Source organism: Brachybacterium paraconglomeratum, assembly GCF_003994255.1.
GTDB classification, from domain to species: Bacteria; Actinomycetota; Actinomycetes; order Actinomycetales; family Dermabacteraceae; genus Brachybacterium; species Brachybacterium conglomeratum.
Window position 1 is genome coordinate 126,837 of the sequence record NZ_ML133854.1, and the last position, 19,361, is coordinate 146,197.

The 19,361-nt window shown below is 74.6% G+C and carries 19 protein-coding genes and 1 riboswitch; of the genes, 12 read left to right on the forward strand and 7 right to left on the reverse strand.

The annotated features are described in order from the left end of the window. Positions 1 to 395 precede the first annotated feature (395 nt). A complete protein-coding gene (locus DS079_RS08065) occupies positions 396 to 2,135 on the forward strand; it encodes an HNH endonuclease signature motif containing protein (RefSeq protein WP_241237591.1) in 1,740 nt (579 codons plus the stop codon). A 19-nt stretch (positions 2,136 to 2,154) separates the two neighbouring features. On the opposite strand, the gene DS079_RS08070 is transcribed toward DS079_RS08065, so the two are convergent. Both DS079_RS08070 and DS079_RS08075 read right to left on the reverse strand, forming a co-directional pair. Then, positions 2,155 to 3,114 carry a nucleoside hydrolase gene (locus DS079_RS08070; RefSeq protein WP_126986396.1) on the reverse strand — a complete coding sequence of 320 codons (960 nt, stop codon included), beginning with the start codon at positions 3,112 to 3,114 and terminating at the stop codon, positions 2,155 to 2,157. Positions 3,115 to 3,264: 150 nt separating this feature from the next. Then, positions 3,265 to 3,465, reverse strand: coding sequence for a hypothetical protein (locus DS079_RS08075; protein WP_126986398.1), 201 nt, complete (start codon positions 3,463 to 3,465; stop codon positions 3,265 to 3,267). 87 nt (positions 3,466 to 3,552) lie between these two features. Here DS079_RS08075 and DS079_RS08080 point away from each other — a divergent pair, with 87 nt between their 5' ends. Next, a complete protein-coding gene (locus tag DS079_RS08080; RefSeq protein WP_010550292.1) occupies positions 3,553 to 3,951 on the forward strand; it encodes an MmcQ/YjbR family DNA-binding protein in 399 nt (132 codons plus the stop codon). A 25-nt stretch (positions 3,952 to 3,976) separates the two neighbouring features. Here DS079_RS08080 and DS079_RS08085 read toward each other — a convergent pair whose 3' ends face one another. Further along, positions 3,977 to 5,116 (reverse strand): serine hydrolase domain-containing protein, encoded by a 1,140-nt coding sequence (locus DS079_RS08085; protein ID WP_126986400.1) that lies wholly within the window; start codon positions 5,114 to 5,116, stop codon positions 3,977 to 3,979. A 77-nt stretch (positions 5,117 to 5,193) separates the two neighbouring features. Here DS079_RS08085 and DS079_RS08090 point away from each other — a divergent pair, with 77 nt between their 5' ends. After that, positions 5,194 to 6,288 (forward strand): pirin family protein, encoded by a 1,095-nt coding sequence (locus tag DS079_RS08090; RefSeq protein ID WP_126986402.1) that lies wholly within the window; start codon positions 5,194 to 5,196, stop codon positions 6,286 to 6,288. 98 nt (positions 6,289 to 6,386) lie between these two features. Beyond that, positions 6,387 to 7,652 (forward strand): class I SAM-dependent methyltransferase, encoded by a 1,266-nt coding sequence (locus DS079_RS08095; RefSeq protein ID WP_126986403.1) that lies wholly within the window; start codon positions 6,387 to 6,389, stop codon positions 7,650 to 7,652. A gap of 135 nt (positions 7,653 to 7,787) precedes the next feature. Here DS079_RS08095 and purQ read toward each other — a convergent pair whose 3' ends face one another. Both purQ and purS read right to left on the reverse strand, forming a co-directional pair. Continuing rightward, positions 7,788 to 8,513 carry a phosphoribosylformylglycinamidine synthase subunit PurQ gene (gene purQ, locus DS079_RS08100; RefSeq protein WP_126986405.1) on the reverse strand — a complete coding sequence of 242 codons (726 nt, stop codon included), beginning with the start codon at positions 8,511 to 8,513 and terminating at the stop codon, positions 7,788 to 7,790. After that, positions 8,513 to 8,764 carry a phosphoribosylformylglycinamidine synthase subunit PurS gene (gene purS, locus DS079_RS08105; protein ID WP_010550287.1) on the reverse strand — a complete coding sequence of 84 codons (252 nt, stop codon included), beginning with the start codon at positions 8,762 to 8,764 and terminating at the stop codon, positions 8,513 to 8,515. Before purS ends, purQ begins: the two co-directional genes overlap by 1 nt. Before the next feature lie 217 nt (positions 8,765 to 8,981). On the opposite strand from purS, the gene DS079_RS08110 reads away from it, so the two are divergent. From DS079_RS08110 to DS079_RS08130, 5 genes are all read left to right on the forward strand, one after another. Next, positions 8,982 to 9,722: an MBL fold metallo-hydrolase gene (locus tag DS079_RS08110; RefSeq protein WP_126986407.1), complete on the forward strand. Its 741-nt coding sequence runs from the start codon at positions 8,982 to 8,984 to the stop codon at positions 9,720 to 9,722. A gap of 7 nt (positions 9,723 to 9,729) precedes the next feature. Next, entirely contained in the window at positions 9,730 to 10,338 is a 609-nt protein-coding gene (locus DS079_RS08115) for a protein-L-isoaspartate O-methyltransferase family protein (RefSeq protein WP_126986409.1), read from the forward strand. Between the two features lie 49 nt (positions 10,339 to 10,387). Beyond that, a riboswitch (TPP riboswitch) is annotated at positions 10,388 to 10,496 on the forward strand. Between the two features lie 37 nt (positions 10,497 to 10,533). Next, a complete protein-coding gene (locus DS079_RS08120; protein WP_126986411.1) occupies positions 10,534 to 11,256 on the forward strand; it encodes a YkoF family thiamine/hydroxymethylpyrimidine-binding protein in 723 nt (240 codons plus the stop codon). Further along, positions 11,253 to 11,954, forward strand: coding sequence for an ECF transporter S component (locus DS079_RS08125; protein ID WP_164736156.1), 702 nt, complete (start codon positions 11,253 to 11,255; stop codon positions 11,952 to 11,954). Before DS079_RS08120 ends, DS079_RS08125 begins: the two co-directional genes overlap by 4 nt. Next, a complete protein-coding gene (locus tag DS079_RS08130; RefSeq protein ID WP_126986413.1) occupies positions 11,944 to 14,463 on the forward strand; it encodes an ATP-binding cassette domain-containing protein in 2,520 nt (839 codons plus the stop codon). The genes DS079_RS08125 and DS079_RS08130 overlap by 11 nt, the downstream gene beginning before the upstream one ends. A 127-nt stretch (positions 14,464 to 14,590) precedes the next feature. Here the strand turns inward: DS079_RS08130 and DS079_RS08135 are convergent, their stop codons facing one another. Both DS079_RS08135 and purD read right to left on the reverse strand, forming a co-directional pair. Next, the gene (locus tag DS079_RS08135) at positions 14,591 to 15,514 is read right to left on the reverse strand and encodes a phosphoribosylaminoimidazolesuccinocarboxamide synthase (RefSeq protein ID WP_126986415.1); all 924 of its coding nucleotides are present in this window, start codon (positions 15,512 to 15,514) and stop codon (positions 14,591 to 14,593) included. After that, a complete protein-coding gene (purD, locus tag DS079_RS08140) occupies positions 15,511 to 16,791 on the reverse strand; it encodes a phosphoribosylamine--glycine ligase (protein ID WP_126986416.1) in 1,281 nt (426 codons plus the stop codon). Before purD ends, DS079_RS08135 begins: the two co-directional genes overlap by 4 nt. Before the next feature lie 84 nt (positions 16,792 to 16,875). On the opposite strand from purD, the gene truA reads away from it, so the two are divergent. The 3 genes from truA to rpsI all read left to right on the forward strand — a co-directional run bounded on the left by truA (position 16,876) and on the right by rpsI (position 19,157). Next, a complete protein-coding gene (gene truA, locus DS079_RS08145; protein ID WP_010550279.1) occupies positions 16,876 to 17,799 on the forward strand; it encodes a tRNA pseudouridine(38-40) synthase TruA in 924 nt (307 codons plus the stop codon). A gap of 362 nt (positions 17,800 to 18,161) precedes the next feature. Beyond that, positions 18,162 to 18,605 carry a 50S ribosomal protein L13 gene (rplM, locus tag DS079_RS08150; RefSeq protein WP_010550278.1) on the forward strand — a complete coding sequence of 148 codons (444 nt, stop codon included), beginning with the start codon at positions 18,162 to 18,164 and terminating at the stop codon, positions 18,603 to 18,605. Positions 18,606 to 18,656: 51 nt separating this feature from the next. Then, a complete protein-coding gene (rpsI, locus tag DS079_RS08155) occupies positions 18,657 to 19,157 on the forward strand; it encodes a 30S ribosomal protein S9 (RefSeq protein ID WP_010550277.1) in 501 nt (166 codons plus the stop codon). Positions 19,158 to 19,361: the final 204 nt, after the last annotated feature.

The window sequence follows — 19,361 nt, forward strand, 5'->3', positions numbered from 1 at the left end:
GGTCTCGACGGTGTCCTCGCCGCTCATCGCGCGAGCGGTGGGCAGGGCGGGGGCGAGCCCCTGGGGGACCGGTGACCTCGGCCTCGGGGTCTGCAGCGGCGGTGGTCGACGGGATGCCCCCGTCGATCACCGCCGCTCGCGCTGTCGGTGTTCCTGCTGATTCTTCGAGCGGTGATCGGTCGAGAGCGCGAACAGGAGTCAGGCGACGTTCGAAACGATGTGGGGTCGGCGACGCCCGTTCCCTCCGGCCGATCGCGGCGACCGGACCCATGGTCGTGAGGTGCGTGAGCGTCACGTCTCCTCCACACAGGATGGTTTTCCACAATTCCGGACTACTGATCAGTAGTGATGGCGCAGCTCTTCCGTTCATCGAACAGACCTGCGAAAATACAGGCATGTCATTCGATTCGTACGGTGGGGCCGTGGAGCCTCCGGAGTCCGACGGGGAATCCCGTCGGCCCGGTGGCGCGCCGAGCCTCGCCGCGGGGGTCGAGGAGCTCGTCGTCGACGGCATCGACGTCATCCAGGCCAAGGCGGCGCTCGCACGGCTCGGGGAGCGAGGATCGGCCGATCTCGAGGCGCTCGACGCGCAGCGGACGATCGCCCTGCTGACGGAGCTGCGGAAGCTCTCCGGCGCGGTGGCGGCGATCGAGGCGCGTGCCCTCGTCCGTCTCGAGTCGGCGGTCGCGGACGACAGCCTCGAGCGCGGGGAGACGCCCCGGCAGGCGCAGAGGGTCGCGCGTGCGGAGGCTGCAGCCGCGCTGAAGAAGTCCACGTCGGCCGCGGGGCAGAGCATGTCCTCGTGCAGGCGGCTGGTCCGTTCGATGCCGCGCGTGCTCCGGGCTCTCGCCCAGGGGCGGGCGATGCCCGCCGCAGGTCACCAGGTGGGGCGGGCGATGGGGCCGGCGACGCCTGAACAGCGGGAGCAGGTGGACCGGATCCTCGGCGCGCATCTCGCGGACCTCGAGGACTGCGGACCGGGGGAATGGGGCGACGAGGCCGCGCGGATCCTCCACGCGCTGGACCCCGAGGGTGCGGCCGCGCGTCACCGCGTGGCGCGACGGGAGCGCAGCGTCACCGTGCGCCGCGGACGGCACGGCATGGCGACCCTGACCGCGCATCTGCCCGGCCTCGACGCCGCGCGGATCCGCAAGACGCTGTCGGTGGCCGCCGAGCGGTCGCGGGCCGACGGCGACCGGCGCGGTCACCAGCAGATCATGGCCGATCTCCTCGCCGACACCGTCCTCGGCCGCGGCGAGGGAGGCGAGCTCCCTGTGGTCGACATCGGCGTGATCATCACCGACCGCTCCCTGCTCGCGCCCGGCCATGCCGACGCCGCGACCGTGGAAGGACTCGGCGCGGTCCCGTACGAGCACATCCGCGAGGAGATGCTGCGCGCGCTCGAGCACCCGGATCCCGAGGTCGTCCTCGCGCTGCGGAAGCTCCTCCAGGACGCGGAGGACGGGCAGCTCGTCGCAGTGGAGTCCCGATCACGGGCGTTCCCGGCCGGCCTCGGCCGCCTCCTCCGCTACGCGCACCAGACCTGCCGCGCTCCGCACTGCGATGCGAGCATTCGGCAGATCGACCACATCGTCCCCTGGTCGCAGGGCGGGCCGACGAGCCTCGACAACGGCAACGGGCTCTGCGCCGCCGACAACCAGAAGGAGGCGGCGGGCGCGACAGCTCGGGCGATCACCGACGAGGACGGCACACGACGCACGGTCGAATGGACGACCCGCTATGGACAGACCGCCCGACGGCGCGGCGTGAACTTCGACCCCGTCGGCACGGCGCTGCGGAAGGCGGGAAAGGCACCGGCTGTCCCGGACGTCGGCGAGGGAGGCCCCGCGGAGCCCGACCATGACGTGCTCACCCCGGTGCACCGGCTCTTCGCGCTGCCGGAGCTCCGTGCAGTGGAGGAGGACGGCGAGGTGCAGGCTGCCGAGGTGCACCCCGAGGACGCGCGGCCTCTCGGCGAAGGGCCCGCTCCCGACGCAGGGCCCACGACGTCGCGACCACGGGGTACAGAGCGGCCGCATCCTCCCGCAGGAAGAAGAGCGGCCCGGGTGGACTACCTCGTGGTCCTGCCGCCCACTGGCTCACGCGCACGGCCACCGGAGCAGGACGCGGCCTGAGGCCGAGCCGTCGGCACCCTCAGCCCAGACCGGCCTCGAGCGTTCCCAGCAGGTGCTCGACGAACTCGGCGGGCCGGACCTCGTCGAGCAGCTCCACCGTCGGCCCTCGACCCCACCGCCCCAGCTCGTCACCGACGGTCTGGCCACGGGTCAGCGTCCCCGCCAGCTCGACGTCCACGGGGAGCGGCCGGGTGCTCGCGAACTCCCCGGTCAGGGCGTGCGCGGTGACCAGCGGATCGTGCACGTGCGCGGTCCAGCCGAAGCCGTCGGCCTGGTGGAACTCGAAGTAGAAGCGCACCGCATCGGCGAGGATCCGCGCGACCGGATGCGCTGAGCGCGCGGCGAGGGCCTCGAGCCGCTCGAGCTCCGCACCGGTGAAGGCGATCTGCTCGGTCGCCTGCAGCGCGCCCAGCACCGGCAGCTGCGGCGCCGAGGCGAAGGCTGCGAGCACACGCTGCGCCGCCTCCGGGTCCACCGCGATGTTCCACTCGCTGGTCGCACCGGTGTTGCCGCGATGGTTGATCGCACCGCCCATCACGTGCAGCCGGCGCAGCAGCCGCGGCAGCTCCGGCTCGATCTCCAGCGCCAGAGCGAGATTCGTGTGCGGTCCGAGCACCAGGCCGACGAGCTCCCCGGGCCGCTCCCGCGCCAGGTCCACCCACAGCTGCGCCCCCGAGCGGGGATCCTCCGCGCGGGTGGCCTCGGGCAGCACGGCGTGGCCGAGCCCGCCCGCTCCGTGGGTGTCGTCGGCGAACATCGGCGGCTCGACCAGCGGACGGTCCGCGCCGAGGGCGACCGGCGCGTCCACGCCCAGCAGCTCCGAGAGCGCGAGGTTGTTGCGGTGCACGGTCGCGGCCGGGACGTTCCCGCCGGTCGAGACGATCCCGGCGACCTCCGCGTCGTCCCGGCAGGCGAGATAGGTCAGGGCGATCGCGTCGTCGATGCCGGTGTCGCAGTCGACCAGGAGGGGGAGTGCCATGGGGTCAGCCTACGGAGGCGCGGATGCTCGTGGTCCGGCCGCCGACCGTGGCGAGACGGCCGGCGCCTCCCGCCAGCGCGGGCTCGGACCGGTGACGCTCGTATCGTGCGACAAGCGGAGAGCGGCGGGCTCTCGAGGCGCTGGAATACGTCAGCCCATCGGCCCGAACAGGACGAACGCGAGGACGGCGATGAGGAGCGCGCCCGGGATCAGCATGCTCCCCACCAGCAGTCGGGGCCGGCCCTCGGCGGAGTTCGCCCCGGCACGCAAGCCCTGGCCGATGAACCAGGCCGCAAGGACGAGGTCGATCAGCGCCACGAGCAGGAGGACGACGAAAGGGGCGGTGTCCATGCACCCATCCCACCATGCTCCCCGGCGCGACAGAGGCCGCTTCCGGAATCCCTTCCCTCGGGCCGCAGGAGGGCGGAGGATCTCTTCATGGCGCATCCGCAGATGTTCGACGACGACGATCCGTGGCTCGAGCGCGTCCGGGAGATCGCGCTCGCCCTGCCCGGGGCGAAGGAGAAGATCAGCCATGGCCGGCCCGCCTTCCACACCGTGAAGGTGCACTGCTACTACGGCGGATCCCTCAAGGTCGACGGGGAGTGGGTTCCTCATGAGCAGTCCGTGATGCTGCACCTCCCGCCCCGGGAACGGGCCGCGCTCGCCGAGGAGCCCCGCAGCTACGTGCCCGCCTATCTCGGCCCGTCGGGCTGGCTCGGCATCGACCTGGACGAGGCGACCGACCTCGTCGAGCTCGCCGAGCTGATCGAGGAGTCCTACCGCACCGTCGCCCCGGCGCGGCTGATCGCCGAGCTGGAGGCGCGGGAGGGCTGAGCTGGAGGCAGGGCCCGCGGCCGACTCAGCTCGGCGGCGTCGGCAGCTCCTGGAACGCCTCGAGCAGCGGCATGAGGTGCTCGCCGATCTCGACCTGCACGAGCAGCAGCCCGATCGTCCCGTCGGCGTCGACGAAGAAGTCCGTGCCGTACCCGCCGGACCAGCCCCAGCGGCCGCGATGCTCCCCTCCGGTGACGACGCTGACCCCGAAGCCCCAGCCCGTCCTGTCCCAGAAGCCGGGATAGAACGAGTCGGGCCGCTTGACCTCGGCGGGCACCTGGTCGGTCGTCATCATCGCGAGGTGCTCCGGGGAGAGCAGCTCCCCGTCCCGCAGCGCGCGCACGAATCGCAGGTAGTCCGCCGCGGTCGAGACGAGCTCGCCGTGGGAGACGTCGAGCGACGGCTCGCCGACCAGCGGCCCGCCCCCGGCCGGCTCCGCCTCCGCCAGCTGCCCGTCCTCGACCGAGAAGGCCGGCGGCAGACGGTGCCGCTGCGAGAGGGGCACGAAGGACCCGGTATCGACCATCCCGAGCGGCTCGAACAGGTCCGCGCGCAGATGCTCCTCGAGGGACCTGCCGGTCGCCCGGGAGAGCAGGACCCCCAGCACCGAGAAGGAGTGGTGATACCGCCACACCCGACCCGGCTCGCCCACCAGCGGCAGCGCACCGAGCGCCGCGAGCCACTCGTCGGCCCCGAGGGACCACGGCGCCGAGCCCGCCTCGAGTCCGGCCTCGACCATCGCTTGCTGCAGCGGACCCTCCACGGTCGCGATGCCTAGACCGGACGTGCAGGTCAGCAGATGGCGGAGCGTGATCTCGGTGAGGGAGGGGACGGCCTGGTCGAGCGCCGCATCGGGGCGGGGGAGCACGCGCGGAGCGGCGAGCTCGGGCAGCCACGGGTCGACGGGCGAATCCAGCGCGAGCACACCGCGTTCGACGAGGCGCAGCGCCGCGACGGCCTGGATCGCCTTGGTCATCGACTGGATGCGCACGATCGCGTCGGCCGGGAACGCCGGCGCGTCGGAGTCGCCCGGTCCGCGCGGGGAGAGCCGCCCGCGGGCGATGGGCTCGGGATCCCGCCCGTGGGAGATGATCCCGCCGGGCACGGTGCCCGCATCGGTCGCGGACTCGAGCAGGCGGACGGCGGGCGAGGTCGGCAGAGACATGGACACAGAGTAGGGGTGCGGTCGACGGCGGGGACGGGACCGGCTGCACGGACCGGCCCGCCGCCTAGACTCGGACCATGACCACCTTCGAGGACTTCGTGCTGCTGGCACCGCGTGAGGTCCCGCTCGGCGGACCGCGCGGCATGACCGTGCACCGCACGCTGCCCGCCCGGCGCACCTCCCTCATCGGCTCCTGGTGCTTCGTGGACCACTTCGGTCCCGACGACGTCTCCGCGACCGACGGGATGCGCGTGGCCCGCCACCCGCACACCGGGCTCGCGACCGTGTCCTGGCTGTTCGACGGGGCGATCACGCACCGCGACTCGATCGGCAGCCACGCCCTGGTGCGGCCCGGCGACGTGGACCTCATGGTCGCCGGCTCCGGCATCACCCACTCGGAGTTCTCCGCGAACGACACCACCGTGCTCCACGGCGTCCAGCTCTGGTACGCCCTGCCGGACCGCACCCGCTTCCGCGAGCAGGAGTTCCTCGTCCACACCCCGACGGAGGTCGCGACCGGCACCGCCCGCGCCCGCGTGGGCCTCGGGACGCTGCACGGCGTGGACGGCGACGGGGACCTGCTCGAGGACACGAGCCCCGTCGTCACCGACACCGACCTCGGCATGGCCCAGCTCGAGCTGCGCGCCGGGAGCACGCTGCGGCTCGACCTCGACCCGGGACACGAGCACGGCGTGCTCGTGGACCGCGGCACCGCGCGGCTCACGACGGCCCGCGGGACGGGACCTGCGACGGGCGGGACGGGCGACGAGTCGTCGGCCCGGTCGCTGCGCGCCGATGTCGCGCCGCGCGAGCTGATGGTCCTGCCCGACGGTGTCGACCACCTCGAGATCGTGGTGACCGGCGACGAGGACCTGCGCCTGATACTGCTGTCCGGGGAGCCCCTGGGCGAGGACATCATCATGTGGTGGAACTTCGTGGGCCGCTCCCACGAGGAGATCGAGGCGTTCCGCGCCCGCTACCAGGCCGAGATCGGCGTCGAGCTCGCGCTCGAGGACGCGCCGATCGCGCCGATCGTCCGCGAGCGCGGGGGACTCGCCGAGGACGACGAGCAGTTCGGCCCCTTCGCCCCGCATACCCCCGCCGCGCTGCCCGCCCCGAGGCTGCCGGGCGGGCGCCTGCGCTCGCGCGGACGGCGGGGCATGCCCGCCTGAGTTCGACGCGCGGGCCGCGCCCACGCCTTCGAGGAACGCCGCACGGCCCGCCGTGCACCCGACGTCCCTGCCCTCCATCCCACTGCACGAGAGACCTCATGACCAGCACCGCTGCCCAGCCCGAGCCGACCGACGAGCTCCCCGCCCCCGACCAGACCGAGCGGGTGATCCTACGCGCCGCCCAGGAGCACGGCGAGATCGGCTGCCCCTGCGACATGCTCGTGATCGGGGATACGACCGGTGCGCTGACCGCCGAGACGCTCGAGCTCGTCGCCGACCACCCCGGCGCGCGGGTCCTGTCCTGGACCAGCTCCCGCGCGGAGACGGACGCGCTCGCCGCGCTGCTGCCCGGTCCGCTCGAGGCCGGGCGCCTCGTGCTGCCGACGGGCGCGGAGCCCGCCCCGCTCGAGGAATTCGCGGCCGGGGCCGAGGCGCATCTCGCGCTGGCCCGTCTGCCGAAGTCCCTCGCCGCGCTCGAGGATCTCGCCCGACGACTCGCGGTGGTCGCGGAGCGCAGCGGGCGGGATGACCTCACCCTCGTCGCCGGCGGCCGCGTCAAGCACATGACCCATTCCCAGAACGACACCCTCGCCACCGTGTTCTCCGAGGTGCGCGGCTCGCGCGGACTGGGCAAGTCCCGCGCCCTCGTCGCCTCCGGGCCGCGCGCCGACGTCGACGCCGCGCAGCCCGCGACCGGTGAGGCGCGCGTCGCGGTGCGCGGGCAGGAGCAGGCGCTCGCGCTGCGCGGCCTCGGCGGCGTGTTCGGCGGGGCCCGGGCCGACGCCGGCTCCCTCCTGCTGCTCGAGGCGCTCGATCGAGCGGTCGTCGCCGGGGAGCTCGGGACGGGAGGCGAGCGGTCCGCCGCCGCCGCGGAGGACGGAGCCGGGGAGAACGAGATGGCCCGCGCGGACGGGGACGCCGGCGCCCTGCCCCTCGCGGTGGACCTCGGCTGCGGCAACGGCCTGCTCACCGCGTATCTCGCCGCCGCGCTGCCGGGGATGCGGGTGCTCGGCAGCGACGACGACGCCGATGCGGTCGCCTCGACCCGCGCGACCCTCGCCGCCTCCGGGCTGGACCGCGAAGGGGTGGAGGTGACCTGGGACGTCTCGCTCTCCCGGTGCGAGGAGGCCGGCGCCGACCTGGTGCTGCTGAACCCGCCCTTCCACGACGGCACCGTGGTCGACGCGACGCTCGTCCAGGGCCTCCTCGACGCCGCGGCCCGCGTGCTGCGTCCCGGCGGGCAGCTGTGGTTCGTGCACAACTCCCATCTGCGCTACCGGCCGGAGGTCGAGGCCCGCGTCGGTGCCGTCCGCCAGCGCGCCCGCGACCGCCGCTTCACGGTGCTGAGCGCGGTCAGGGCCTGACGGCGCCGACGGCTCCCCGGGGAGGACGGCCCTCCCCGGGGAGGTCGGCCAGGGACGACGAGAAGGGCGGGACCATGAGGTCCCGCCCTTCCGGTGTCGTGCGTCGGCCCGAGGCCGATGCCGTGATGTCGCCGCTCAGGCCACCATGCTGCGCAGCACCGAGCTGAACATGGTCAGTCCGTCGGTGCCGGTGCGGGTGCCCGCGCCGGGCTCGTCGGGCCCGAAGCCGGGCTCGACCGCGTGCTCGGGGTGCGGCATGAGGCCCACGACGTTGCCCGCGGCGTTGGTGACGCCCGCGATGTCGTGGCGCGAGCCGTTGGGGTTCTGCTCGAAGCCGGCCGGGCCGTGGGTGGCGCCGGCGGCGTAGCGGAAGACCACACGGCCCTCGTCCTCGAGCTGGGCCAGGGTGCGCTCGTCGGCCACGTACTGGCCGTCCTGGTTCTTCAGCGGGACCCGGATGACCTGGCCGGCCTCGTAGCCGGAGGTCCAGGCGGTGCGGTTGTTCTCCACGGCCAGCGGCTGGTCGCGGCAGATGAACGCACGGTGCGCGTTCTTGATCATCGCGCCGGGCAGCAGATGCGTCTCGCAGAGGATCTGGAAGCCGTTGCAGATGCCGAGGACGGGCATGCCGCCGTTCGCGGCGTCGACCACCTTCTCCATCACGGGGGCGAAGCGGCTGATCGCCCCTGCGCGCAGGTAGTCGCCGTAGGAGAAGCCGCCGGGCAGCACGACCGCGTCGACCTCGTGCAGCGAGTCGTCGCCGTGCCACAGCGCGACCGGCTCGGCGCCGCCGAGACGCACGGCGCGCAGCGCGTCGCGGTCGTCGAGCGTGCCGGGGAAGGTCACCACACCGATGCGCATCAGGCGTCCTCGACCTCGAGGGCGACGACGTCCTCGATCACCGGGTTCGACAGCAGGGTCTCGGCGGCCTCGCGCAGGGAGGCGAGCACCTCGTCGGTGACCTCGCCCTCGACCTCGAGCTCGAACCGCTTGCCCTGGCGCACCGAGGCGATGCCCTCGAAGCCCAGGCGGGGCAGCGCGGCGGCGACCGCCTTGCCCTGCGGGTCGAGGATCTCCGGCTTCGGCATGACGTGGACCACGACACGTGGCATGGGGGCACTCCTGAGGGGACGTGTGGCGCGCGCGGCGGCGTGCCGGGGGCTGGTGCTCGGGCGCGGCCCGAGGGCCCCATCGTACCGAGGAACGCGGCCGTGCCGACGGGGCGCCCACGGCGGTGCCCTCCCGGCCGGACGCCCCCGCGGCCCTGGCACGTCCCGGCCGACGGGGACTAGGTTCGAGGCACGCGACCTCGACCCCCGGGAGGACCCGATGAAGATCCGCCACCTCGTCCATTCCTGCCTGCTCGTGCAGACCGCCGGGCGACGCCTGCTCGTGGATCCGGGCGGCTTCAGCGCCGATGCGGTGCGGGGCCTGGGCGCCGAGGAGTTCTCGAGCCTCGACGCCGTGGTGATCACCCATCAGCACCCCGACCACGTCGACCCCGCGCTGCTGGGCGAGGTGCTCGCCGCCGCGTCCGACGCCGAGGTGATCGCCGAGCCGGAGACCGCCCGGATGCTCTCCGCCACGGGCGGCGCCGGCGAGGGGAGCGGCGGGCCCCTCGTCGCGCAGGAGCGGGTGATCCCGCTCGCGGCGGGGGAGGCGCACCGCTTCGCGCCCGTCGGCGACCACCCGTCGCTGCGGCTCGAGGCCGTCGGCGGACGCCACGCCATCATCCACCCCGACATCCCGCGGATCGGGAACTGCGGGATCGTCCTGTCCGCCGGGGACGGGCCGCGGCTCGGCATCACCGGGGACTCCCTCGAGCCGGTCCCCGAGTTCCACGGCATCGACGTCCTCGCCTTCGCCGTCACGGCGCCCTGGTCGAAGATGTCCGAGACCATCGAGTTCCTCCGCGCCGTCGGCCCGCGGCTCGCCCTGCCCGTCCACGACGCGGTCGCGAGCGACCTCGGACGACCGATCTACCTGCGCCAGGCCACGAACCTCGCCCCCGAGGGCACCGAGGTGCGGGACTGGCCGGAGGACGGCGTCGTCGAGGTCGCGCGGAGCTGACGGCACCATGTCGCACCGGGCCGGCAGCGAGCGCCGCCTCGACGAGGCGCTCGCGGCGACCGACCGGCGACGGTTCCTCCCCGAGGAGCTGCGGGGGCGCGCCGGCGAGGACCGGCCCCTGCCGATCGGTCACGGCCAGACGAACTCCCAGCCCACGACGGTGCGGAACATGCTCGCCCTGCTCGACGTGCGACCGGGGCAGCGAGTGCTCGACCTCGGCGCGGGATCGGGATGGACGACGGCGCTGCTCGCCCGGCTGTGCGGACCGGGGGGGAGGGTGATCGGCGTCGAGCGGCGCGCCGAGCTGATCAGCCCGGCCCGGGCCGCGCTCGCCGGGACAGCGGACGCGGGGACGGCGAGTGCCGAGATCCGACTCGCGCACCCCGGCGTGCTCGGCGCGCCGGAGGGCGCGCCGTACGACCGGATCCTCGTCTCCGCGCAGGCCGACGCCGTGCCGCGGAGCCTGATCGCGCAGCTCGCGGACGGTGGCGTGATGGTGATCCCCGTGCGCGAGCGGATGCTGCGCCTGGAGCGCCGCGGCGAGGAGGTCGCCGCGAGCGAGCACGGCGCCTACGTCTTCGTCCCCCTCGTCGAGGACCCGCCGACGACCCGCTGAACGCAGCGCCGGACACGAGGAGCGTGCGCCGGACCGGACCGGTAGGGTGCGGGGCGTGCACGGGAGTCCGGTAGGCCGGGCTGAGAGGGAGTACTCGAACTCCGACCGTAGAACCTGATCCGGATCATGCCGGCGCAGGGAGCTCCGCCGAGCGATCGTCGCCGCGCGCCCGTGCCCGTACGAAAGGCATGGACCGTGACCTCATCGCCCACCGCCCCCACCGCGCCCGCCCCCTCCGGCGACCCGGCCGCGACCCCGCTCGGCTTCGGGGTCGGCGCCCGCGTCACCGCCGCCGTGATGAGCGAGGACTACGCCCGGATCCTCGAAGGCGTCCTCTCCCGGCTGGACCTCACCGGCCTCGTGCACGAGACCGGGGACGTCTCGACCTATCTCGGCGGCCACGAGGCCCACCTCCAGCGCGCCCTGATCGACCTGGCCGAGGCGCTCGCCCGCACCGGCCACCACGCGACGCTCACCGTGCTGCTCTCGCGCGGCTGCCCCGGCGAGGTGGCCTGCGAGCTGCCCGGCGGCGCGGGCCCCCGCGCGACCGAGGTGCCGCAGCCGCGGAGCACCGGACGCTTCGCGAGCGCCGAGTGGGCGCTCTATCCGCTGGCCGACGAGGTCGCCGTCGACGGCACCGCCCCCGATCACATGCGCGACATCTACGCCGCGATCGACCATGCGAAGGACCTCGGCACCTTCCGCGGCTCCGAGCACTTCGTCACCCGGCTCGAGGGCGACGCCGGCGACGTGATCGCGACCGCGCTCGCCGGCTGGCTGCTCGTCGGCCGCGGCGTCCAGCACGTCACCAGCCACCTCACCCTCTCGCTGAACAGCCCCTCGCACGAGGGGCGGGAGCTCGCGGCGAGCGCCGACGCTCCGGCCGCCGGCGACGAGGGCCAGGAGGCCTCGCGATGACCGAGGAGCACGGCACCGCCGCGCCCGCGCACGAGTCCGCCGCTCCCGACGCCGCGCCCGCAGACGCCGGCGCGACCGCCCCTGCCGGCACGTCCCGTCGCCGCACCCCGCTGAGCCTGCGCGAGCTCGTGCTCGTGGTGGTGCTCGGCGTCGTGTTCGGCTTCCTGTACTGGGTGTTCGTGCAGGCCTGGAACGGCCTGGCGATCGCGATGGGCCCGGCCGGGGACCTCGCCCAGCACCTCGTGTTCGGCTCCTGGCTGCTGGTGGCGCCGGTCGCGATCGCGATCCTGCGCCGCCCGGGTGTGGGGATCCTGGCCGAGATGCTCGCCGCGGTCATCGAGGTGGTCTTCCTCGGCAGTCCCGTCGGCCCCCTGCTGCTGCTCTCCGCGGCGCTGCAGGGGATCGGCTCCGAGCTGCCCTTCGCCCTGACCCGGTACCGCCGCTTCGGCTGGGGCGTGTTCGCCGCCTCCGGCGCGCTCGGCGCGGGGCTGGTGTTCTTCTGGACCGCGTACCGGATGGGCTGGTACGGCCAGGACCTGCTCGCGCTCCGGCTCGGCGTGCAGGTGCTGTCCGGGATCGTGCTCGGCGGTCTGCTCGCCCGGGTGATCGTCCGCGCGCTCGAGCGCACCGGCGTGCTCGCCGACTTCGCGATCGGCGCCGCGGACGCGGCACGGATCCCCGAACGCCGTGTCCGCTGAGGCGCACGCCGCGGGAGCGGCCCCGGTGCAGGCGAAGGGCGCTGAGCATCTGCAGGCCCCGGAGCAGGAGCAGGGCCCGATCCTGGCACCGGCTCCCGCCGGCGCCCCCCGGGTGCTGGTGGCCGAGGGGCTCGAGGCCGTGCTGCCCTCGGGGGCCGGCGTCGGCCCCTGGAGCGGGGAGATCCTGGCAGGCGAGCAGGTGCTGCTGCTGGGACCGTCCGGCTCGGGCAAGTCGACCCTGCTGCGGGTGCTCGCCGGGGCGATCCCGTCCCATCAGCGCGGTCGGGTCACCGGATCGGTGCGTCTGTTCGAGGGCACGGCCGGGGACCCGGCCGACGGCATGGCCGGAGGTCCGGACGACGGCACGGCCGGCGGTGCGGCCGATGGCTTCGCCGAGGGTGCGAGCGCGATCGACCCGGTGGCGGGCGGGGTCCTCGCGACCGCGCCCGTGCTCGGCCATCTCGGCCAGGACCCGGTCGACGGGGTCTGCCTCCCCCTGATCGCGGACGACGTCGCGCTCCCGCTCGAGAGCGCCTGCACGTCCCCGGAGCGGATCGGGCCGCGCGTCCACGAGGTGCTCAGCGCGATGGGCGTGGGCGAGCTCGCGCACCGCTCCGCCGCGACGCTCTCCGGCGGGCAGCTGCAGCGGGCCTCGCTCGCCGCCGCGATCGCCGCGCGGCCCCGTCTGCTCCTGCTCGACGAGCCCACCGCCATGCTGGACGCCGAGGGCGTGGCCGCGGTGCGGAGCGCCGTCGACGCCGCGACAGATCAGACCGGCTGCGCGCTGCTGCTGGTCGAGCACCGCCTGGACGAATGGGCGGGGGAGCAGGGCCTGGACGGGCTCCCCGCGCGGACCGTGGCGCTGGACCGCTCCGGCCGGGTGCTCGCCGACGGGCCGACGCGGGAGGTGCTCACCGCCCACGGACCCGTCCTGCGGGAGCAGGGGTGCTGGCTGCCGCGCGAGATCGAGGAGCGGATCGGCGCCCCCGAGCCCATCGGGGCCGTCTCCGTGCCCCTGGCGTCCGCGACACCTCGCTCGGAGGTGCTGCTGCATCTCCGTGACGCGACGCTCGGCCCGCCCGATGCGTCCGGTCGCGGCGAGGACGCCGTGCTCACCGGCGCGGACCTCGAGATCCGCGCCGGGCGTCTGCTCGCGGTCGTCGGCCGCAACGGCGCCGGGAAGTCCACGCTCCTCGGCGCCCTCTCACGGCTGGACCCCCTGCGTGCCGGGACGCTCGAGGGCGCGGCGGCGGGCCTCGTCCTCCAGCGGCCCGAGTCCCAGTTCGTCGCCGACACCGTCGAGGACGAGCTCGCCGCGAGCGGCGCCTCGCAGGACGTGCGGCGCGCGATGCTCGAGCGCCTCGACCTCGCCGACCACGCGTCGCAGAGCCCCTACCGCCTCTCCGGCGGGCAGCAGCGCCGCCTCTCCCTCGGCGCGATGCTGCTCGCCGACCGGCCCGTGCTCCTGGCCGACGAGCCCGGCTACGGCCTGGACCGCGCCGCGCACGAGGCCGTCCTCTCCCTCCTGCGGGAAGCGGCCGATGCGGGACGCGGCGTGGTCATGACCACCCACGACCTGCGCAGCCTTGAGGTCGCGGACGAGGTCGTGGTGATCGCGGACGGACGGCTCGTCGGCCCCCTCGCCCCGGCCGCGCTGCTGGCGGACGACGCGCTGCTGCGCCGGGCCGGGCTGCGGGTCGCGGACCGGCCGGGATCCGCACACGCTGACGATCCGGCGCCGCGGACGGCGCTCGACCCGCCCGCCCTGCCGCGGGCCCCGCTCGCACGGCGCGATCCGACCGTGCTGCTCGGCCTGCTCACGGCGCTCAGCATCGTCTGCATCACGCTCACCGACCCCGCGCCGCTGCTGGTGCTCTACGCGCTGCTCGCCGCGGGGACGATGCTCGGGCTCCGCCTCGGGCCGCTCGCGCTGGCCCGCGCGCAGGCGCCGTTCGTGCTGTTCGCGGCCGGGGTGTTCATGGTCAACGTGCTCAGCCGACCCGGCCACGAGCCCTGGCCCGACCTGCCCGTGCGCGTGACCAGCGAGGGGATCGTGCTCGGCGCCGCGCTCGCGCTGAGGGCGCTGGTGATCGGGCTCGGCGCGGTCGCCGTCGTGCGCGCGAGCGATCCCGGCCGCACCATGACCAGCCTGCGCACCCATGCCCGCCTCCCGGCCCGCATCGCGCTCGCGCTCCTGGCCGGCCAGCGTCTCCTCGAGGACCTGCCGCGGCGCTGGGCGACGATCACCCGCGCCCACCGGCTGCGCCGGCCCCCGTCGGCCGACGGCACCCCCGCCCGGCTCGGGCCGCGGGCGATGGCGCGATGCGCCTTCGCGCTGCTGGTCGACGCGATCCGCTCCTCGACGAGGATCGCCTTCGCGCTCGAGAGCCGGGGCCTGGGCACGGGGGAGCGCACGCAGTGGCGCACCGCCTCGCTCCGCCGGGCCGACGGCGCGCTCGTGGTCGGGGTCGTGCTCGCGGTCGCCGCGGTGCTGGTCCTCGCCGGCTGAGCGAGGAGCCGGGTGGACGCCCCTGACAGTCTCGTCGAGGCCCGCGCCTCAGCGGCGCAGCGCGGCGGGGCCCCGCGCAGCAGCGTCCACGTGGAGGCGACGCCCGCCCCGCCGGTCGCCGGGCGCCTCAGAAGCTCGTGCCGGTCAGACGCTCGTAGGCCTCGACGTAGCGGGCACGGGTCTGGGCGACCACCTCGGCGGGCAGCTCGGGCGGCGGTGTGTTCGAGCCCTTCGACCAGCCGGAGGCGGGGGAGGTGAGCCAGTCGCGCACGAACTGCTTGTCCAGGCTCGGCTGGACGCGGCCCTCCTGGTAGGTGTCCGCGGACCAGAAGCGGGAGGAGTCGGGGGTGAGCACCTCGTCACCGAGCACCAGCGTGCCGTCGGTGCGGGAGCGGCCGAACTCGAGCTTCGTGTCCGCCAGCACGATCCCGCGCTCCCCGGCGAGGGTGCGCGCGCGCTCGTAGACCGCGAGGGTCATCCGCTCGAGCTGCTCGGTCAGCTCCGCCCCGAGCAGGTCCCGGGCCTGGGCGACGGTGATGTTCTCGTCGTGCGCGCCGGCCTCCGCCTTCGTCGACGGGGTGAACAGCGCCGGGTCCAGGCGCGAGGCCTCCACGAGCCCGGACGGCAGCACGTGCCCGCCCACCGAGCCGCCGGCCCGGTAGTCGGCCAGGCCCGAGCCCGTCAGGTAGCCGCGGGCGATGCACTCCAGCGGCACCATGTCCAGGCCGCGGCAGCGCAGCGCCCGCCCGGCCACCTGCTCCGGCACGTCGGAGGCGGAGAGCACGTGGTGGGGGACGAGGTCCGCGAGCTGCTCGAACCAGAACAGGCTGATCCCGGTGAGCAGGCGGCCCTTGTCCGGGATCCCCGGCTGGAGGGAGTGGTCGTAGGCGCTGATGCGGTCGGTCGCCAGCACCAGCACCTCCTCGGCGGTCGCGGGGTCCGCGCCGGCGGGGACGTACAGCTCGCGCACCTTGCCGGAGACGACGTGGTCCCAGCCCGGCAGGTCCGGGGCGTCGATCAGCGGCGCGTCGGAGGAGGAGACGGCGCTCATGCGCTCACGCTCCCCTCGGCGGCGGCGAGGGCGATGTCGCCGCGGTGGTGGGAGCCCTCGAGCTCGATCGCGCGAGCGCCGGCGAGGGCGAGCTCACGGGCGGCCGTGAGGTCCGCGCCGGCGCCGACCACCGTCAGGACCCGACCGCCGGCGCTGACCAGCACCCCGTCGGCGTCCAGCGCCGTGCCCGCGTGGATCACGTGCGCGCCGAGGCGCTCGGCCTCCTCGATCCCGGTGATCGGGTCGCCGATCTGCGCGGAGACGGGATAGCCGGCCGAGGCCACCACCACCGTCACCGCGGCGCCCTCGACCCACTCGGGGACGTCGACGGCCGAGAGGTCGCCCTGCGCGGCGGCCAGCAGCAGCGGCGCGAAGGGGGAGGCGAGGCGCTCGAGGACCACCTGGGTCTCGGGATCGCCGAAGCGGGCGTTGAACTCCACCACGCGCAGGCCGCGGGAGGTGAGGGCGAGGCCGCAGTACAGGATCCCGGAGAAGGGGATGCCGCGGGCGGCGAGCTCGTCGATCGTGGGCTGGGCGACGGCGGTCACGACCTCCCGGGCCAGGCTCTCGGGGGCCCAGGGGAGCGGGGAGTAGGCGCCCATGCCGCCGGTGTTGGGACCCTCGTCGCCGTCGAGCGCGCGCTTGAAGTCCTGCGCGGGGGCCAGCGGCAGGACCCGCGTGCCGTCGCTCACGCAGAACAGCGACACCTCGGGGCCGTCGAGGTACTCCTCGAGCACGACCTGGCCGCCCGAGGCGAGCACGGCCTCGGCATGCGCCACGGCGACGTCCCGGGCGGGGGTGACCACGACGCCCTTGCCGGCGGCGAGACCGTCGGCCTTGACCACGAAGGGCACATCGCCCAGCGGGTTCACGCGATCCAGGCCCGCACCGAGCTGCTCGGGCGCGGTGACCGTGACGGAAGCGGCGGTCGGCACGCCCGCGGCGGCCATGATCTCCTTCGCCCAGGACTTCGATCCCTCGAGGTGCGCGGCCTCGGCGGAGGGGCCGAACACGGTGTGCCCGGCCTCGCGCAGGCGGTCCGCGGCGCCCGCGACGAGCGGTGCCTCCGGGCCGATCACCACCAGGTCGGGCCGCAGCTCGTCGGCCAGGAGCACCTGGCCGGCGAGGTCCGCGACGGCGACGTCGTGGCAGGTCGCGAGCTGCGCGATCCCGGGATTGCCGGGGGCGGCGTGCAGCTCGGGGGCGGGGCGGTCGGCGGCGAGGCGACGGATGATCGCATGCTCGCGGCCTCCGGAGCCGATGACGAGGATCTTCACGCGGGCCAGCGTAACCAGCACCGTGCCGATCCCGATGAGGTGCCCGCACTGCGGAGGATCGGGGCCGCCGTTACGATCGAGCGCATGCCCGCAGAGATCCCGGATCCCGCCCCCGCCACCGCACGGCTGCGCCTGGACCTCTCCTACGACGGCACCGACTTCCACGGCTGGGCCGCCCAGCCCGGGCAGCGCACCGTCCAGGGCGAGCTCGAGGCCGCCCTCTCCCGCATCGCGCGCGTGCCTGCGAGGGTCACCGTCGCCGGCCGCACCGACGCCGGCGTCCACGCCCGCGGCCAGGTCTGCCATCTCGACCTGCCCCGCGACGTGCTCGCCACGATCCCCGGCCGCTCCGACCGCAGCCCCGCCGAGGCGCTCGTCACACGCCTGGCCGGGGTGCTGCCGGACGACGTCGTCGTCCACGTCGCCCGCGAGGTCACCTCCGAGTTCGACGCCCGCTTCGGGGCGCTGTGGCGCCGCTACCGCTACCGGATCTCCGACGGCCCCGCCGCCCACGACCCGCTGCGACGGGACGTGCTGCGCCACCGTCGGCCGCTGGACGTGCAGGCGATGGCGCGGGCGAGCGAGCCGCTGCTGGGCGAGCACGACTTCCTCTCCTACTGCCGCCCGCGCGAGGGCGCGACCACGGTGCGCGAGCTGCGGGAGCTGCGCTGGGAGCGGCCCGGAGAGGGGCGGGCCGACGAGGGCCTGATCGTCGCGACCGTCGTCGCCGACGCGTTCTGCCACCACATGGTCCGCTCCCTCGTCGGCGCGCTGCTCGGGGTGGGAGAGGGTCGGCGCCCCGAGAGCTGGCCCGCCGAGGTCCTCGCCGCCCGCACCCGCGAGTCCTCGACACGGGACGGGGCCGGCGCCGCCCCGCTCTGCCCGCCGCAGGGCCTGACCCTCGACCACGTCGCCTATCCGCCCGACGAGGAGCTCGCCGCCTGGGCCGCCCGCACGCGCACCCTCCGCGCGCCGCTGCCGGTCGAGGACGTCGCCGTCGCGGAGTGAGCGCTCGGGCGTGAGCGGCCGCGAGCGAGCACCCTCCGGCGGGCGCGAGCGGGCCGCCGCGAGACCGGTCGGAGATCACACTCCCCGGCCCCGTCCTGCGTTGACGCTCCCTCCGCGCGGCCCGTAGGATGAGCGGTCGTTGTGCCTCGATGTGTGCCCGACTCCGCTGCCGTTCTCTCACGGTGCGGCGCGATCGGGATCTCACCCACATCCAGGCCCGCCGTCGCATGGTCAGCGGAGCGGGCCGGGTACAGCCACAGGGGCCATGCTTTTACCCGAAGGAAGCGTGCCCACGGTCCATTCGAACCGTGCCCGGACGGCGTCCTGCCGACCTGGCACCACCACGAGAGAAGAAGGCACGAGTGCGTACGTTCACCCCGAAGCCCGGCGATGTCGAGCGTTCCTGGTACGTCATCGACGCAACGGATGTCGTCCTCGGCCGGCTCGCTTCCCAGGCTGCCCAGCTCCTGCGGGGGAAGCACAAGCCGGTCTTCGCACCCCATGTGGATGCGGGCGACTTCGTCATCATCATCAACGCCGACAAGGTCGCGCTGACCGGCAACAAGCGTGAGGCGAAGCTCGCCTACCGCCATTCCGGCTACCCGGGCGGCCTCCGCGGCGTCCCCTACTCCGAGCTCCTCGAGAAGAATCCCGAGAAGGCAGTGGAGAAGGCCATCCGCGGCATGCTCCCCAAGAACAAGCTCGCTGATCAGCAGATCAAGAAGCTCAAGATCTACTCGGGTTCCGAGCACCCCCACAGCGCTCAGCAGCCCGTCCCCTTCACCATCGACCAGGTGGCGCAGTAAGCGGGGGCTCCCGCCACTCCGCCCTGCCGCACGGAAGAACCAAGGAGAACCGTGACTGAGACCACCCCCGAGTCCCTCGAGGCCGTGACCGACGAGTCGGCCCCCTCGAGCTTCACCACCGAGTCGACCGGCGAGGCCGCCGTCGGCACCGGCCAGTCGGCCACCGCGCCCGGCTACGGCACCGGCCGTCGCAAGCGTGCGATCGCCCGTGTCCGCCTGGTCCCCGGCTCCGGCCAGTGGACCATCAACGGCCGCTCGCTCGAGAACTACTTCCCGAACAAGCTGCACCAGCAGGAGGTCAACGACCCGTTCACGGTCCTCGAGCTCCAGGGCCGCTTCGACGTGATCGTGCGCCTCAACGGCGGCGGCCCGTCCGGCCAGGCCGGGGCCGTGCGCCTCGGCGTCGCCCGCGCGCTGAACCAGATCGACGAGGAGCACAACCGCCCGACCCTCAAGAAGGCCGGCTTCCTCCGTCGCGACGCGCGCATCATCGAGCGCAAGAAGGCAGGCCTCAAGAAGGCCCGTAAGGCGCCGCAGTACTCCAAGCGCTGATCGGCGCGGAGCAGCGCTCCGCCCCACCTGCGCAGTACGCACGATGCCCTCGACCTCCGGGTCGGGGGCATCGTCGCTGTCCGGGGACGGCCAGCGGCGCCTGCGCTCGGGCTGGGGCGATGGTCAGGTGCTGGCGTGGGGGGGGGGGGGGGGGGGGGGATTGAAAGGCAGCCGCCCACCCCCCCCACCGCCGGGAAAACCCGC

What these genes read in the sequence shown, in the direction of transcription:
- DS079_RS08065 (WP_241237591.1), top strand. Translation starts at nt 396, where the DNA reads ATGTCATTCGATTCGTACGGTGGGGCCGTGGAGCCTCCGGAGTCCGAC.
- DS079_RS08070 (WP_126986396.1), bottom strand. Translation starts at nt 3,114, where the DNA reads ATGGCACTCCCCCTCCTGGTCGACTGCGACACCGGCATCGACGACGCG.
- DS079_RS08075 (WP_126986398.1), bottom strand. Translation starts at nt 3,465, where the DNA reads ATGGACACCGCCCCTTTCGTCGTCCTCCTGCTCGTGGCGCTGATCGAC.
- DS079_RS08080 (WP_010550292.1), top strand. Translation starts at nt 3,553, where the DNA reads ATGGCGCATCCGCAGATGTTCGACGACGACGATCCGTGGCTCGAGCGC.
- DS079_RS08085 (WP_126986400.1), bottom strand. Translation starts at nt 5,116, where the DNA reads ATGTCTCTGCCGACCTCGCCCGCCGTCCGCCTGCTCGAGTCCGCGACC.
- DS079_RS08090 (WP_126986402.1), top strand. Translation starts at nt 5,194, where the DNA reads ATGACCACCTTCGAGGACTTCGTGCTGCTGGCACCGCGTGAGGTCCCG.
- DS079_RS08095 (WP_126986403.1), top strand. Translation starts at nt 6,387, where the DNA reads ATGACCAGCACCGCTGCCCAGCCCGAGCCGACCGACGAGCTCCCCGCC.
- purQ (WP_126986405.1), bottom strand. Translation starts at nt 8,513, where the DNA reads ATGCGCATCGGTGTGGTGACCTTCCCCGGCACGCTCGACGACCGCGAC.
- purS (WP_010550287.1), bottom strand. Translation starts at nt 8,764, where the DNA reads ATGCCACGTGTCGTGGTCCACGTCATGCCGAAGCCGGAGATCCTCGAC.
- DS079_RS08110 (WP_126986407.1), top strand. Translation starts at nt 8,982, where the DNA reads ATGAAGATCCGCCACCTCGTCCATTCCTGCCTGCTCGTGCAGACCGCC.
- DS079_RS08115 (WP_126986409.1), top strand. Translation starts at nt 9,730, where the DNA reads ATGTCGCACCGGGCCGGCAGCGAGCGCCGCCTCGACGAGGCGCTCGCG.
- DS079_RS08125 (WP_164736156.1), top strand. Translation starts at nt 11,253, where the DNA reads ATGACCGAGGAGCACGGCACCGCCGCGCCCGCGCACGAGTCCGCCGCT.
- DS079_RS08135 (WP_126986415.1), bottom strand. Translation starts at nt 15,514, where the DNA reads ATGAGCGCCGTCTCCTCCTCCGACGCGCCGCTGATCGACGCCCCGGAC.
- truA (WP_010550279.1), top strand. Translation starts at nt 16,876, where the DNA reads ATGCCCGCAGAGATCCCGGATCCCGCCCCCGCCACCGCACGGCTGCGC.